This is a genomic window from Sulfurovum sp. NBC37-1 (assembly GCF_000010345.1).
GTDB lineage: Bacteria > Campylobacterota > Campylobacteria > Campylobacterales > Sulfurovaceae > Sulfurovum.
On the sequence record NC_009663.1, the window covers coordinates 2,448,655 to 2,463,347 of the forward strand.

The 14,693-nt window shown below is 47.1% G+C and carries 14 protein-coding genes and 5 tRNA genes; 12 read left to right on the top strand and 7 right to left on the bottom strand.

Annotated elements, in window-relative coordinates; all coding sequences use genetic code 11:
• Positions 1-46: 46 nt before the first annotated feature.
• Positions 47-1,270: an NAD(P)/FAD-dependent oxidoreductase gene (locus tag SUN_RS12250; RefSeq protein WP_041672791.1), complete on the bottom strand. Its 1,224-nt coding sequence runs from the start codon at positions 1,268-1,270 to the stop codon at positions 47-49.
• 38 nt (positions 1,271-1,308) lie between these two features.
• On the opposite strand from SUN_RS12250, the gene SUN_RS12255 reads away from it, so the two are divergent.
• The 3 genes from SUN_RS12255 to purM are packed head-to-tail and all read left to right on the top strand — an operon-like array spanning position 1,309 to position 2,898.
• Positions 1,309-1,623, top strand: coding sequence for an MTH1187 family thiamine-binding protein (locus SUN_RS12255; protein ID WP_012084134.1), 315 nt, complete (start codon positions 1,309-1,311; stop codon positions 1,621-1,623).
• A 40-nt stretch (positions 1,624-1,663) separates the two neighbouring features.
• The gene (locus SUN_RS12260) at positions 1,664-1,903 is read left to right on the top strand and encodes a YgaP-like transmembrane domain (protein WP_012084135.1); all 240 of its coding nucleotides are present in this window, start codon (positions 1,664-1,666) and stop codon (positions 1,901-1,903) included.
• Complete coding sequence (purM, locus tag SUN_RS12265) at positions 1,903-2,898, top strand: phosphoribosylformylglycinamidine cyclo-ligase (protein ID WP_012084136.1); 996 nt, start codon at positions 1,903-1,905, stop codon at positions 2,896-2,898. Before SUN_RS12260 ends, purM begins: the two co-directional genes overlap by 1 nt.
• Positions 2,899-2,936: 38 nt before the next feature.
• On the opposite strand, the gene SUN_RS12270 is transcribed toward purM, so the two are convergent.
• Entirely contained in the window at positions 2,937-4,385 is a 1,449-nt protein-coding gene (locus SUN_RS12270) for an alanine/glycine:cation symporter family protein (protein ID WP_012084137.1), read from the bottom strand.
• A 164-nt stretch (positions 4,386-4,549) separates the two neighbouring features.
• On the opposite strand from SUN_RS12270, the gene SUN_RS12275 reads away from it, so the two are divergent.
• The 6 genes from SUN_RS12275 to SUN_RS12300 all read left to right on the top strand — a co-directional run bounded on the left by SUN_RS12275 (position 4,550) and on the right by SUN_RS12300 (position 5,602).
• A tRNA-Pro gene (locus SUN_RS12275) sits at positions 4,550-4,626 on the top strand.
• Between the two features lie 42 nt (positions 4,627-4,668).
• Positions 4,669-4,744: transfer RNA gene (locus tag SUN_RS12280), tRNA-His, on the top strand.
• A 36-nt stretch (positions 4,745-4,780) separates the two neighbouring features.
• Positions 4,781-4,857 (top strand) — tRNA-Arg (locus tag SUN_RS12285).
• 29 nt (positions 4,858-4,886) lie between these two features.
• Positions 4,887-4,963: transfer RNA gene (locus SUN_RS12290), tRNA-Arg, on the top strand.
• Between the two features lie 24 nt (positions 4,964-4,987).
• Positions 4,988-5,072: transfer RNA gene (locus SUN_RS12295), tRNA-Leu, on the top strand.
• A 116-nt stretch (positions 5,073-5,188) separates the two neighbouring features.
• Positions 5,189-5,602 (top strand): hypothetical protein, encoded by a 414-nt coding sequence (locus tag SUN_RS12300; RefSeq protein WP_041672792.1) that lies wholly within the window; start codon positions 5,189-5,191, stop codon positions 5,600-5,602.
• A 27-nt stretch (positions 5,603-5,629) separates the two neighbouring features.
• Here the strand turns inward: SUN_RS12300 and SUN_RS12305 are convergent, their stop codons facing one another.
• From SUN_RS12305 to rsmA, 5 genes are all read right to left on the bottom strand, one after another.
• Positions 5,630-6,811 (bottom strand): replication-associated recombination protein A, encoded by a 1,182-nt coding sequence (locus SUN_RS12305; protein WP_012084138.1) that lies wholly within the window; start codon positions 6,809-6,811, stop codon positions 5,630-5,632.
• A 3-nt stretch (positions 6,812-6,814) separates the two neighbouring features.
• Complete coding sequence (locus SUN_RS12310) at positions 6,815-7,660, bottom strand: pseudouridine synthase (RefSeq protein WP_012084139.1); 846 nt, start codon at positions 7,658-7,660, stop codon at positions 6,815-6,817.
• Between the two features lie 17 nt (positions 7,661-7,677).
• A complete protein-coding gene (locus tag SUN_RS12315) occupies positions 7,678-8,646 on the bottom strand; it encodes a KpsF/GutQ family sugar-phosphate isomerase (protein ID WP_012084140.1) in 969 nt (322 codons plus the stop codon).
• An 82-nt stretch (positions 8,647-8,728) separates the two neighbouring features.
• The gene (locus SUN_RS12320; protein ID WP_012084141.1) at positions 8,729-10,834 is read right to left on the bottom strand and encodes a ribonuclease J; all 2,106 of its coding nucleotides are present in this window, start codon (positions 10,832-10,834) and stop codon (positions 8,729-8,731) included.
• The gene (gene rsmA, locus SUN_RS12325; RefSeq protein WP_012084142.1) at positions 10,773-11,627 is read right to left on the bottom strand and encodes a 16S rRNA (adenine(1518)-N(6)/adenine(1519)-N(6))-dimethyltransferase RsmA; all 855 of its coding nucleotides are present in this window, start codon (positions 11,625-11,627) and stop codon (positions 10,773-10,775) included. Before rsmA ends, SUN_RS12320 begins: the two co-directional genes overlap by 62 nt.
• Positions 11,628-11,720: 93 nt before the next feature.
• Here rsmA and hisF point away from each other — a divergent pair, with 93 nt between their 5' ends.
• From hisF to rlmN, 3 genes are all read left to right on the top strand, one after another.
• Positions 11,721-12,485: an imidazole glycerol phosphate synthase subunit HisF gene (gene hisF, locus SUN_RS12330; RefSeq protein WP_012084143.1), complete on the top strand. Its 765-nt coding sequence runs from the start codon at positions 11,721-11,723 to the stop codon at positions 12,483-12,485.
• A 1-nt stretch (position 12,486) separates the two neighbouring features.
• Complete coding sequence (locus tag SUN_RS12335) at positions 12,487-13,017, top strand: purine-nucleoside phosphorylase (RefSeq protein ID WP_012084144.1); 531 nt, start codon at positions 12,487-12,489, stop codon at positions 13,015-13,017.
• 86 nt (positions 13,018-13,103) lie between these two features.
• Complete coding sequence (rlmN, locus tag SUN_RS12340) at positions 13,104-14,183, top strand: 23S rRNA (adenine(2503)-C(2))-methyltransferase RlmN (RefSeq protein WP_012084145.1); 1,080 nt, start codon at positions 13,104-13,106, stop codon at positions 14,181-14,183.
• The last annotated feature ends 510 nt before the right edge of the window (positions 14,184-14,693 follow it).

Below are 14,693 nucleotides of genomic sequence, written 5' to 3' on the forward strand. Positions count from 1 at the left end.
CAGCCAACTAAAAGACTATTCCTTTTATAAAAAACTCTTTTAACTTTTAATTTTTAATTGCTTTTCCCGCTCTCATGCCGCTTACCCACGCCCAGTGAAAGTTGAACCCTCCCCTGTCTCCGTCCACATCGAGTACTTCTCCGGCAAAATAGAGACTGGGAACGATTTTCGATTCCATGGTCTGCAAATCCACTTCGGAGGTATCGATACCTCCGGTTGAGACCTCGGCACCTTTGAAACCTTTGGTATCATTGATGCTAAGTTTAAGGTTCTTGATGCTGTGTACGATCTTGTTGATCTCTTTTCTGTTAAGATCCGACTCCACCCTGCTTCTGCATTTGGACTGCTCCAAAACGATCCTGATGAGTTTTTTGTGAAGTATACCCTGCAGCCAGAGCCCTATGGGCTTTTCGCTCCCCTTCCCTATTCGGGAAAGCAGGAGGTTCGTCAGCTTCTCTTTGCTGAGCTTGGGCATCAGATCAAGGCTGAGTTCACAGTAATCGTATGCTGCCAACCGCACACTGACCTCTCGGCTCAGGTCAAGAATGGCCAATCCGCTGATGCCGTAATTGGTAAAGAGCAGGTCACCTTCTTTCTCCGTGATATATTCTCCGTTGGCATAGAGTTTGGCTACGCCGGCAATCTTTACACCTGCACATTCTTTGACCCAGCTCTCTTCCGAACAAAGCTGTACCAGTGAGGGGTGTCTAGGTATCAGCGTATGTCCCATCGTCGTAGCAAAGATGTATCCTGAGTCGTTCCCTCCAAGCTGCGGCGCGGCAGGAGAACCCGAAGTGATCAGAAGTTGCGAAGAACGTTTCTTGCCCTGAGTCGTATCGAGTACAAAACCGTCAGCCTCTTTCTCAATGCGTTTCACTTTACAGTCGCAAAGAATCTCCGCCCCTGCCCTCTTCGCTTCATACTCCAGCAGGTCGACCACTGAAGAGGCCTGAAGGGACATCGGGAACATTTTCCCTTCCTTCTCTTCAACGAGTTCAAGTCCTATGTATCTGAAAAAATCTTCAACCCTATCGTACCCGTACCCATCCAGTACATTTTCGATGAAGGCCGGTTTTTCCGAATGGAAACGGTATGCAGAGATGTGCCGGTTGGTAATATTGCACTTCCCGTTACCCGATACCAGTATCTTTCTACCCACTTTACTGTTCTGTTCCAACAGCAGAACCTGCCGCCCTACCCTTGCCGACGTAATGGCAGCACATAGCCCTGCCGCCCCTGCCCCGATGATTATCAACTCTTCATTATTCATACGATATTATATCCCAAATCATACTATCAAGGATTAACATGTCAGCACTGGTTGAATTTTCAATGTTCCCAACAGAACAGACCCAAAGCAAAAGCGCCTTCGTCGCAAGAGTTCTGAACATCGTGGACAAAAGCGGGCTGGAATATCAGCTCACCCCTATGGGAACCATCATCGAGGGAGAAACGGTCGAAGAGGTCCTTGCCGTGATCAACACCGCCTATGAAGAGCTTCAGAAGGATTGCGGGCGTATCTATTCCTCCATAAAGATCGACTGGAGAGAGGGACCGATCGGCAGACTGAACAAAAAAGTCGGTTCGGTGGAAGCCAAACTCGAACGTAAGTTAAACAGCTAAGATTAGATATAATACGCGTAATTTTTCACAAGGATATCAGATGTTATGTGCTGAAAGGTTACAACGTTTAATTCAAGCGAGCATATTGGGTTTTGTACTATTGTTTGCTGCACTGGGTATACAAGGTGGAGAAAGAAGCATGCTTCAAATCGCTTTTTTACTTCAAGTAGCAATGATGGTGATGTTGGTTATAGCTGGACTGACTGGCTTTTGTCCAGGGCTTAAAATTTTAAAAAAGATCTTTCCTCCTTGTGAGTCAGAAGAAAGAAAGGAACAATAATGTCAAATATATCCTATAAAGATGCCGGTGTCGATATCGATGCGGGGAACGAGTTCGTAGAGGCGATTAAAGCCGATGTCAAATCGACTTTTGACAGCAATGTCATTGGCGGGATCGGTTCGTTCGCCGGTGCCTATACCCTGCCCTCCGGCTACAAAGAGCCGGTGATTCTCTCAGCAACAGATGGCGTGGGTACCAAACTGAAGATCGCTATAGAGAGCGGTAAGCTTGATACGGTGGGGATCGATCTGGTCGCCATGTGTGTTAACGACCTCATCTGCAACAACGGTGTGCCGATGTTCTTCCTTGACTACTATGCCACAGGCAAACTGCTTCCCGAAAATGCCAAAGATGTCGTAGCAGGTATCGCCGAAGGGTGCCGCAGAAGCGAATGCGCCCTCGTAGGCGGGGAAACGGCTGAAATGCCCGGAATGTACTCCGATGACGACTTTGACCTTGCCGGATTTGCCGTAGGGATCGCAGAACGTTCCGAAATGGATACGGTCGCCAATGTCAAAGAGGGACAGATACTCATTGCCATGCCAAGCTCAGGAGTACATTCCAACGGATATTCACTGGTGAGAAAACTCTTTTTCGACAAACTTGGAATGAGTCTTGAGACAGAGTTCGAAGGCAAACCATTGCTTGAGACACTGTTGGAGCCGACACGCATCTATGTCAAAGAGTACAAAGCCAACAAAGCACATATCAAAGCGCTGGCACACATTACGGGCGGAGGGATCGTCGAGAACCTTCCCCGAGTCCTTCCAGAAGGCATTAGAGCGGTCGTAGACAAAGATTCCATCCGCATACTTCCGATCTTTGAGTTCATGAGCCAGTATATCGATGAAGAGGAGATGTTCAGAGCCTTCAATATGGGAGTGGGCATGGTATGGGTCGTAGAGCCCGAAGAGGTAGATGCCGTACTTGCCAACACAGACGGATATGTTATCGGGGCGCTAGCCACCGGTGAGAAGGGTGTAGATTTAGTTTAAAATCACGCTTTCTCGCGTAGGGTGCGTGTTTACGCACCCTACTTTCGTATCGCTTCCCTGTCCAGTTCCCCATTTTTCCATTTCGCCAGATAGGCATTCAGGTTCGCCTTGACCTCTCCCTGCAGTATATAGAGCCCGATGATGTTCGGCAGGGACATCGTCAAGATAAGCAGGTCGGAGAACTCCAGCATCGCTGAAGCACTGGTGACTGATGCCATGACAGTAAAGGCAATAAAGATCAGTTTGTAGACCAGTGTGTATTTTTCTCCAAACAAATAGGTCCATGAACGTTCACCGTAGTAGGACCAGGAGATCATCGTAGAGAAAGCAAAAAGGATGATGGAGAAAGAGAGGATCACCGGGAACCATGAGATCACAGTACCGTAGGCTGCCGCCGTCAGCGCAGCACCCTGCTTCGCAGCTACCAGGTTGGCAAATTCTCCGGAAGGGTCATACACACCTGTGGTCACGATGACCAGTGCTGTCATAGTACAGATAACGATCGTATCGATAAAAGGTTCATACAGTGCGACCATCCCCTGTCTTACGGGATACTTTACCGACGCTGTAGAGTGGACGATGGCAGCTGAACCGATACCTGCCTCACTTGAGAAGGCGGCACGTTTGAAGCCTTGGACCAGTACACCTATCATACCGCCGACAGCGGCAGTAGGAGTAAAGGCTTCATGAAAAATGGTCACAATGGCCGCAGGCACGGCTGAAGCATTCGCCACCAGGATCCACAGTGATGCTGCCAGATAGATCAACACCATGAGCGGAACGATCTTTTCAGCCGTACTCGCGATACGTTTGATCCCCCCGATAATGACAAAACCGACAATGGCTGCCATAATGAGACCAAACACAATGGGATAGGAAGCGAAGAACGGCACACGGTCCGTCAATACACCCATAGCCTGGGAAGTCTGGAAAGCATTCCCCGCCCCCAGGCTTCCCCCTATGGCAAGAATGGCGAACAGGACTGCCAGGACTTTCCCCAATTTTGCATGCCCCTTGGAGGCCAGGCCTTTGGAAAGGTACTGCATCGCACCTCCCATGATTCGACCATCCGGTCTTTTTTCCCGGTAAATCTGGGCCAATGTGACTTCCGTAAACTTCAGGGTCATACCGAAAAACCCTGCCAGGATCATCCAGAATGTTGCTCCCGGCCCTCCCACGGCAATTGCAATGGCAACACCGGCGATGTTACCAAGCCCTACGGTCGCGGAGAGTGCCGTTGTGAGAGACTGGAAAGGAGTGATCTCTCCCACATCATCCGCCGTACGGTACTGCCCGGTAATGATCTTGAAAGCATGGGAGAACATTCGGACATTGATGAAACCGAAGCGGAAGGTGAGAAATACCCCTCCTACTACCAGCCAGGCAACGATAAAGGGCATAGTCGCCCCCTTGACCTGTCCGAAAAATATATCAAAAAAGAAGACGGATGCCAGAATACTATTGATCTGATCAAAGATACTGTCCATAAATAATTCTCCCCAAACTGTAATGGATTATTATACACTTTCCGGCATAAAGTAGCCTATATTTTGATTTTTTTACATTTTTTTGCAAAATCTATTGACAAATCGAAACCTTTTGACTATAATTGCAGTCCTTTTTAAATCTGATCTTCTTAGATTTGAGGTAACGGAGTGTAGCGCAGTCTGGTAGCGCACCTGGTTTGGGACCAGGGGGTCGAAGGTTCGAGTCCTTTCACTCCGACCATTTAGATATTTAAAATCGATAGTATAATAAAACAATTGTATGGTGGACGTAGTTCAGTTGGTAGAGCACCTGTTTGTGGCACAGGTTGTCGCGGGTTCGAGCCCCGTCGTCCACCCCATATTGGTAATGAAGAGAAAACCTTTCTACCAGTGAAGCGCTAGTGGCTCAATTGGATAGAGCATCAGACTTCGGATCTGAGGGTTAGGGGTTCGAGTCCTCTCTGGCGTACCACTTTTTTTAATTTTATTATACTTATACATGCACTCGTAGCTCAGCTGGATAGAGCACCCGCCTTCTAAGCGGGCGGTCTCAGGTTCGAATCCTGACGGGTGTACCACCTTATTTTTGTTAGGTTATTTGTGCGGATGTGGTGAAATTGGTATACACGCCAGACTTAGGATCTGGTGCTTTACGGCGTGGAGGTTCGAGTCCTCTCATCCGCACCATCTACAAAAATCTAAAAAACACATTTAACCAGAATCTTCTAAAACCTTTTCAGCCTACCTAATTTCTAAAAATCATTGTATAATAATATCATAGAGATCATCAATAGGATAATAGAATGGATAAGAGTTTTTTAGTATTTCTTGCAATTGGGTTGGCCTTTCTTTACTTTATCACCCACTTTGTCGGGGGTATTCAGGAAGAGGATGAGCGTTTTAGGAACAATACCTATGAGCAGAAACACAAATATGATACCTATAAAGGCATGGACAGCGTGGGACGTGCCGTACTTAATGTGGAAGGAGTGGATACCGCTACACAGATTGGTGCCTGGAACGAAGGCTCACTGAAAGAGGAGTTCCTTGATCTTTACCCGGATTTCTCACTGATGAAAGATTTCATCAAGAATCGTGTCCATGGTGAACCCATTAAAAGCAGACTCCTGAAACATGTGGATGATGTCGAGACCAAATTCTTTGCAGGGGAACTAACCACTGAGCAGGCTAAAGCCGCTCTTGCATCATTCAAATAATCTTTTTTATCTAAAACAAGAAGGGCATCAGCCCTTGACAATCTTCTCATGCCATTCAAAAAGTGTCTTTTCAAACCCGATCTGTTCCGTTTCATAGAAATACATCGGGACAGACAGGTACTTCTGCGCAACCCACCCCCCAAAATTATGCGGATAGAGATAACTTTTTGCATGGGTCTTGATGTGATCCGGAATAGGGTGTATCTCCCCATTCTTTATAACTTTCTGCGCATTGTTGATGGCTTTATAGGCACTGTTCGACTTGGGCGAGGAGGCCAGGTAGATCACCAGTTGTGATAGCGAGATACGCGCTTCAGGATATCCAATGTGTTTCACGATATTCAAGGCGGATGAGGCGAGATTCAGGGCAGGGGGGTTGGCATTGCCTATATCTTCACTTGCCAGTATTGCCAGCCGTCTGGCAATGAACTCTGCGGGCTCCCCTCCCTCTATCAAGCGAGCAAGGTAATAGAGTGCCGCATCGATATCGGAGCCTCTGATACTTTTGATCATGGCCGAAGTGAGTTCATAATGACTTTCACTCTCACTGCTTCCTGCCTGCATGGCGTGGGGGCGTATTTGTTTGAGTGTTTCCAATGTAACGGGGGTAGCAACCATTTGTGCACTTTCAAGCAGATTCAGCATCGCTCTGACATCCCCACCGCTTGAAAAGACCAGGTATTCCACAGCATCTTCTTCTACATCCATTGCTTGAAGTGCTATGATCTTGGCCAAGTAATCCTGCATCTCTTTCTGCTTAAGGGCTTCAAGTTCGAAAAGATGTGAACGGGAACGCATAGCCGCCGTCAGGGAATAGTAGGGATTCTCCGTAGAAGCACCGATAACTAGGGCAGCATTATTCTCCATGAAAGGAAGCAATACCTCCTGCTGATTCTTGCTCAAACGGTGCACCTCATCGATGAAGATAAGAGGTTTCTGCAGAGCATTGGCATACTCTTTGAATATCTTGCGCAAATCATCAATCTTGAGGGTGGTGGCATTCATTTCGTAAAAAGGTCTACCAAGCTGTGTCGCGATGATACGTGCGAGGGTAGTCTTCCCACAGCCTGGAGGGCCATAGAGAAAAATATGGGGCAGGGCATCCGCTTCTATGAGCTTTCTCAGCGGTGCTTCTTCGCCGAGAAGGTGTCTTTGCCCCACCATCTCATCAAGTGTTTTGGGGCGGTATTTCAGTGCAAGATTGACCACGATCTAATCTCTTCTGTCGGACTTTTTGGCTTTTTTGTTCGCCTCTTCCTGCTTGAGGGCATTGGCTCGGTTTTTCACTTCGACTTTCTTTTCCGCTTTGAGCTGCTTCATAAACTTGTGCAGGTCATCGTACTCCTTACGTGAAAAGAATCGTGTTTTGTTCGTAGGAAGGTTGTTGAGCTCTATCCCGCCGTATGCTACGCGCTTTAGGTCAAGGACTTTGGCATCAAAGTGTCCGAAGAATCGTCTCAGTTCCCGGTTTTTCCCTTCCGTAATTGTTACACGGAGCTTGGTATAGCTCTTTCCTTCGGAGCGGATCTCGAAGTGCGCAAAAGGGGCGAACTCCATACCATATATTTTACTTTTTTCATGGCCTCCGGCTCTTGCATCGTCCAGGACCAGCCCCTCGTTCATCGCCGCAACCATCTCCTGTGTGACAGGTTTATCGATCTTGAGGTTGTAGGTACGCTCCAGATCGCTCCCCATAAGCGCCGTAACAACTTCTACAGAGTCCGTGAGGATCAAAAGTCCCTCTGAGGCATAGTCCAGCCTTCCTACAGGCACAAAATGCCTGAATTTACCCGGAAGCTTGTGGTAGATGGTTGCACGTCCCCGGTCGTCCTTTTTAGTGACCAGCACCCCTTTGGGTTTATTATAGACAATGACGGTTATCTCGTTGCTTGGCTTAATCGGTCTGCTTTTGACATAGATATGGTCACCCTCCTGCACATCATAGGCAAAATCCCGAAGCACTTTTTTGTTCAGAGTGACTTCTCCCTCTTCGATCAGCCTGTCGGCCTCACGTCGTGAGTATTTTGTGTGGTGTGCAATGTATTTGTTCAGTCTCATGTGTGTTCCTGTCTTGTTTATCTGCTTTTGATCCCCGCATTGACAAGGTCATGGATATGCAGTACTCCGATGATCTTTCCGGCTTCATCCGTGATCGGAAGAAGCTGTATACGTTCATTCTCTATAATTTCCAATGCTTCACTCGCAAGCAGCTCGGTATTGCTGTAACTCTTCGGGTGTTGCGTTGCATAGTCAATGGCAGGCTGCTCCATACTGAAATCCTCACGCATCAAGGCACGCCTGAGGTCACCATCACTTAGCAAAGCGGTGAAAGCATCATTTTCATCTACAACGAGTACGGTACCGAGCTTCCCTTCGCTCATAGCTACTACGGCTTCTTTGAGTGGTGTATTCTCTTTGATAACAGGAAGGTTTTCCGTGCGCATCAGGTCTTTGATCTTGACAAACAGCCTTTTGCCCAGGGAACCTCCCGGATGGAATGAGGCAAAATCCTCTTTTCTGAATCCTCTTTTGTGCATCAGTGCGACCGCAAGAGCATCTCCCAGAGCCATCGTAAGGGTTGTAGAGGTCGTTGGAGCCACATTGAGCGGACAGGCCTCCTTCTCCACAGAGATATCGATCCAGACATCCGCATAACGTGCCAGTGTCGAATCGGCATTGCCTGTCAGGCCGATCAGTTGTATCTCAAAGCGTTTGATATGTGGCAGTATCTTGGTCAATTCTTCACTTTCCCCACTGCTGCTGATCGCAAGCAGCGTGTCATCCTTTCCTATCATCCCGAGGTCACCGTGTAAGGCTTCGGTAGGGTGCAGAAAGAAACTCGAAGTGCCCGTAGAGGCAAACGTCGCCGCCATTTTGGCACCGACAAGACCTGATTTTCCTACCCCGGTAACGATCAGCTTGCCTTTGGTGGAAAAGATCGTCTCTATCGCATCCAAAAAATTCTGGTCAAGACGCTCTGTCATGGTCAGCAGGGCTTCTGCTTCCGTCTGAAATGTTTCCTGTGCGATTTGAATAAGATCCATGCTTCTGCTTTAAAATAAGATATGTATTTGTGATTATAACATAGATGTAAACCGGGGTACCCCTTACCCCGGCAAATGGGAATTATACGATAAAGACCGTAGGGATGATAAGCGGATAGCGCTTTTTGCTGCGGATCACATGCTTGCGCACTGCATTACGGATCTCGTTCTCGACATGGATATGGTCTTTCAGGCCTTCTCCTTTCATATTGAGAAGCATCGTTTCAAGCAGTACTTCGATCTCTTTGGCGAATTTCTTGTCTTCTTTGTCAGGAACAAGGCCATGGGTATAAACCACCGGTTTACCGACCATTTTTCCGTTACTCTGTGCGATCTGTGCCACGATGGTCACGATACCGTCTTCTGCCAGCTTCTGTCTGTCGAGTACTACATCGTTCTCGATCGTCATATTGTTCTGGTTGTCGATATAAGTCTTGCCTGATTTGACCGTTTTGACCTTCTTGAGGTACTTCGGTGTGATCTCGACCTGGTCACCATCGCTCATGAGAAGGATATTTCTCTCATCCACACCACAGCTTACCGCAGTTTTCGCATGCTTTGCAATGTGATTGTACTCACCGTGTACCGGGAGGAAGAACTTTGGCTGTACCAGTCTGAGGATAAGTTTCTGCTCCTCCTGTGCTGCGTGTCCGGAGACATGGATATCGGAAAATTCTCTGTAACGTACCGTCACACCTGCTTTGACCAGCAGGTTCATCAGTTTGGAAACGGAAGCTTCGTTCCCCGGGATTGCTGAAGCGGAGATAATGACCGTATCAGACGGCTTGAGCTTGATATGTCTGTGTTCATCGGTCGCCATACGATTCAATGCCGCCATAGTCTCCCCCTGAGAACCTGTAGTAACGATGAGGACTTCATGGTCTGCATATTTTGGTACTTCATGTACCTCGATGAAATGTTTATCCTCAATATCTACAAAGCCGAGTGCACGGTTGGTTTCGACATTTCGCTCCATGGATCGCCCGATCACACAGATCTTTCTTCCGTGCTTCACCCCACGTTCCATCGCCTGGAAGATACGGTGGACATTCGAGGAGAAAGTCGACATTATGACCCGCCCTTTGGCCATTTCGAAGAGGGAATCGAAGGTTTTACCGACCACTGTCTCACTCTTGGTAAATCCCGGGTTATGCGAGTTCGTGGAATCGGAAAAGAGACACAATACCCCTTTGGAACCATAATAGGCATAACGCTGAAGATCCATTGTATAGCCATCCACAGGCGTATGGTCCACTTTGAAGTCAGCCGTGTGTATCAAAGTGCCTGCCGGTGTTTCGATTGCAAGAGAACAGGCATCGATAATTGAGTGGGTGTTATGCATCCATTCGATCTTCATGTCGCCGATAGTGTACTGCTTTCTTTTGGTCACAAAATTGAAGTATTTCGCATCTGCTTTGAGCCCATGTTCATTGAACTTGTTCTCGATCATCGCCAAAGCCAGCGGTGTACCGTACACTGGGAACTTTAGCTCTTTAAAGAGGTAGGGCATTGCGCCGATGTGGTCTTCGTGCCCGTGTGTGATCACGATCCCTTTGATTTTGTCCTTGATCGCATGCAGATAAGAGAAATCCGGTACCAGGATGTCTACACCGTGCATCGTTTCATCCGGGAAACTCATGCCCACATCAATGACGATCGCAGTACTTTCCGTTTCGAGTACTGCCATATTCCCGCCGATCTCGCCAAGTCCTCCAAGCGGTGTAAAACGTACCTTGCCCTTGGAATTGATGTCGATCTGCTTCCATGGTGCCATTCTGGCTTCCTGGACACGTTTATTCTCTTCCATAGAAGCGCGCATCGCATCATTCACTGTCGTGACATTCTTGCGTTTGCTCCTGTTCTTGTTCTGGTTGCTATTTCTATTCTGACTGTTATTAGATTTTCTGTTTTGATTATTCTTTTGGTTAGGGTTTGGTCTTCTGTTCTGGTTGTTTCCCTGGCCTTCAGAAGCGTTCTGCTGTCTATTCGGGTTTGGTTTACGGTTTTGGTTGGGCTTTCTGTTGGGATTGTTACCTTGTCTATTTTCGCCCTGGCTGCTCTCTGTTCTGTTCTGTCTGTGGGGGTTAGGTCTTCTATTACGCTGAGATTTGTTTTCCTGCGCTTTATTATCCCCGGTTTTTGGCCCTTGATTTTGAGAGTTTTCGCTGTTTGGTTTGTTGTTTTCCATCTAAATTATCCTTTAATTCATTGTATAAGTGATGATAAATAGATGTCCCAGCTTCATGAGGCCGCATCGTGGAAGGAAGTTCCAGTTCTGCGAAAGTCTTTTTTACCAAATCTTTGGGAAAAGCCGTCATAAGATTTTTGGAAAGTTTTTTTCGCGGCTGCGAAAAAGCGATCTTCAGGAACGCTTCAAACTTCTCATCATCGAATGACCGGTTCTTCTCAATTAAAAGCACGGCGGAAGTGACGTTCGGGGGAGGGACGAATGCTTCGCGCTCAACCTCGAAACAGAGCGTCGCCTTCCCTACGGTCGAGGCCAGTACAGAGAGAGCGGAAAACGCCTTCTCTCCTGCCTCTGCCGCAAATTTTACGGCAACTTCCTTCTGAACCATGACCAGTACGGACCGGCAGTGTTCATCCTTCAATGCTTTTAAGATGATATTGGTCGCGATATAATAGGGCAGGTTGGCTACTAGATGATAAGGCTCATCCAGCAGGCTCCCCGACGCCCAACGCTCAAGCACATCTCCGCAGCGCAGTTCGAAGCTCCCGTTGTGGATAGGCTCCTCGAATTCCGATGTAAGATGCTCGCATAATCTTTTATCAACCTCAAATGCTGTGACATTTCGAGCTTTTACAAGCTCTTTGGTTAAATCACCTAAGCCAGGCCCGATCTCTGCGACCCGAAGGCCGTCATTGGGCATCGCTTGGATGATTTGCTGAAGGTAATAATCACTTTTCAGAAAATTCTGGCCAAATTTCTTACTCGCAAATTCGGCTAAATTTTCAATAATCATACTATAATCTACCTTTATACCTGATGCTAATCCCCTATTTGGGATAATTTTTGTATAATTCTACCATAAAAATACAGTAATATTAGGTAATAGATGGATTATTTCGCAAAAAGAATCATCCCATGTCTCGATGTCAATGAAGGAAGAGTGGTCAAAGGTGTCAATTTTGTAGGCCTGCGCGATGCAGGCGACCCGGTGGAAGTGGCCAAACGCTATAACGAAGAGGGCGCAGACGAGATCACCTTTCTCGATATCGGCGCCAGCCATGAAGGGCGTGACACCATTGTCGATGTCGTAAAGAAAGTGGCACAGGAAGTGTTCATCCCCTTGACCGTAGGCGGAGGGATACGTGAACTGCCCGATATCTACAACCTTCTCAATGTCGGCTGTGACAAGGTCAGCATCAATTCGGCTGCCATCAAACGTCCCGAATTCATCGAGGAAGGTGCCAAGCGTTTCGGTTCACAATGTATCGTTGTGGCCATTGATGCAAAGAGAGTCGGAAATGGCAAATGGCATATTTTTACACATGGTGGAAGAAATGACACCGGCATCGATGCCTTGCAGTGGGCCAAAGAGGCGTACGAGAGAGGTGCCGGTGAATTGCTCGTCACTTCCATGGATGCGGACGGCACCAAAGCAGGGTTCGACAACGAGCTCAACAGAAAGATCGGAGAACTGGTCAACATTCCTGTCATTGCGAGCGGTGGTGCGGGAACCATGCAGCATATTGAGGAGGCATTTACCTTAGGGAATGCCGATGCAGCACTTGCCGCTTCGATCTTTCACTTCAGAGAGATAGACATCATGGAACTCAAACACTATCTCAAAACAAAAAACATACCGGTAAGGATATAAGATGATCATTTGTGCAGGAAAGAGCGAACAGTTCGATTTCGCTATGCCCGTAGGGGTGGGAATGATGGAGGTTGCGATCAACCTCACCCGACTCTGCGAAGCCAAAAAACCGGACTATATCCTATTTGTAGGTACAGCGGGTTCCTACGGGGAGAAGAAGATCTTCGACATCATCGAGTCCAAGACCGCAGCCAACATAGAGAACAGTTTCTTTACAGGTGGTTCATACAGCCCGCTTGACAATGTTGTTACAAGTGTTATGGATGTTTCACGTGAAACAATCGTGAACTCCTCGAATTATATCACCACAGACAAGAAGATGGGTCCCTATTATACAGCACAGAATGTGCATATCGAGAATATGGAGTTCTTTGCCGTGATGAAAGTCGCCCAGTTTTACAAGATCTCCGCCGGAGGTATCTTCTGTGTGACGAATTACTGTGATGAAAATGCGCATGAGGATTTTGAAAAGAATCAGAAAGAGGCGATGAAGCGTCTGGATGCTTACGTAAAAGAGCGGGCAAAGAAGTAAAAGTGTAGGTCGGGGTGTCCTCATCCCGACCTACGAAAGAATTGAAATGAAATCAAGAATTAAAATACAGTATATGGAGGCAAGCAATGCCGACGCATAAAAAAATCATACAGGACCTCACCAAAGAAGAACTTGCAGAAAAGATCAAGCCTGCTTTCCGCTCCAAACAGATCTATGACTGGATCTACCACAAATACGCTGCCTCCTTTGAGGAGATGAAAAATCTTCCAAAAGCAATGCGGGAAGAACTAGACGCAGAATACACGCTTGCACCCCTTAAAACAGTTACGGTACAGGACAGTATGGACGGCAGTCGGAAGTATCTCTTTGAACTCCATGACGGACATACAGTCGAAGCCGTGCTTCTCCTGATGCGTGACAAAGAATATCATGAAGATGGCTCTGTAAAGCATCAGGAGCGCTATACAGTGTGTATCTCCTCCCAGGTAGGGTGCAAGGTAGGGTGTGCCTTCTGTTTGACCGCAAAGGGCGGTTTTATGCGAAATCTGACTGCCGGTGAAATCGTTGAACAGCTCCGTATGATCAAAAAGGACAATGACATCGCTGCCAACCGTCGTGTCAACATCGTCTTTATGGGAATGGGTGAGCCTCTTGACAATCTCGAAGCCGTAGCAAAGTCTGTCAAGATATTCGCAGAAGAGGAAGGTATGGCTATTGCCCCACATCGCCAGACCATCTCAACCTCCGGCCTCTCGTCAAAGATCGAGAAGCTTGGCAAAATGGAGCTTGGCGTCAACCTGGCCATCTCCCTGCATGCTGTTGATGATGAACTACGTCAACAGCTTATGCCTATCAACAAAGCCTACAATATCGAGTCGATCATTACCGCAGTAAAGAATTTCCCTGTCAACGACAGAAAGCGTGTGATGTTCGAGTATCTTGTCATCAAGGATGTCAATGACGATATCTCAGCGGCAAAGAAACTGCTCTCCCTGCTTGACGGCATCAAAGCCAAGGTCAACCTGATCTACTTCAATCCTTACGGGGGTACGGAATTCAAACGGCCTTCCGAAGCAGATATGAAAAAGTTTCAGGAGTATTTAACCAAAAGAGGACTACATTGCACCATCCGTGAGTCCAAGGGGCTTGATATTTCAGCCGCCTGCGGACAACTGCGGGAACAAGAACTTGAGGGAGAGATATAAATGCCTGATGTGCAGATAGCGTTATTGGTTTTTATCGTTTTGGTTGTGGGTGTCGGCGGCGGCTGGTTTATTTATGAAGCGAACAGGGATGAGTAGGTTATTGTTTCCTGTGAAACAAAAGCATAACATCTGAAATCACCTCCACAAAAGTTATCTTGACTTTTACTTTATTCAAATTTCTTCTCCCTACTCTTTTTTAAAAAAGTAGGGAAAAAAACGTCACATCGGTACACTGCTGCTCAGTGACAAAAGAAGCATATTTACTCAACAATTTCATATTCGGCGATAGCCTATCTATTAATACAATACATTGTCGTGTCGAACGACCTTGAAAGCGAAGCGATTCGAGAGACACGACGCTTTTTTGCTTCGTTTTTTCTAAAAAAATGAAGAGAGTAGCACGCCTCGAGAATAACTTGGAGGCAACTTTACAAACAAACACAAATTAGCTTTACCTTTTAGAAAATTTTGATCGTATGAAAATTGTTTTAGCAGTGCGTGTTTACGCAC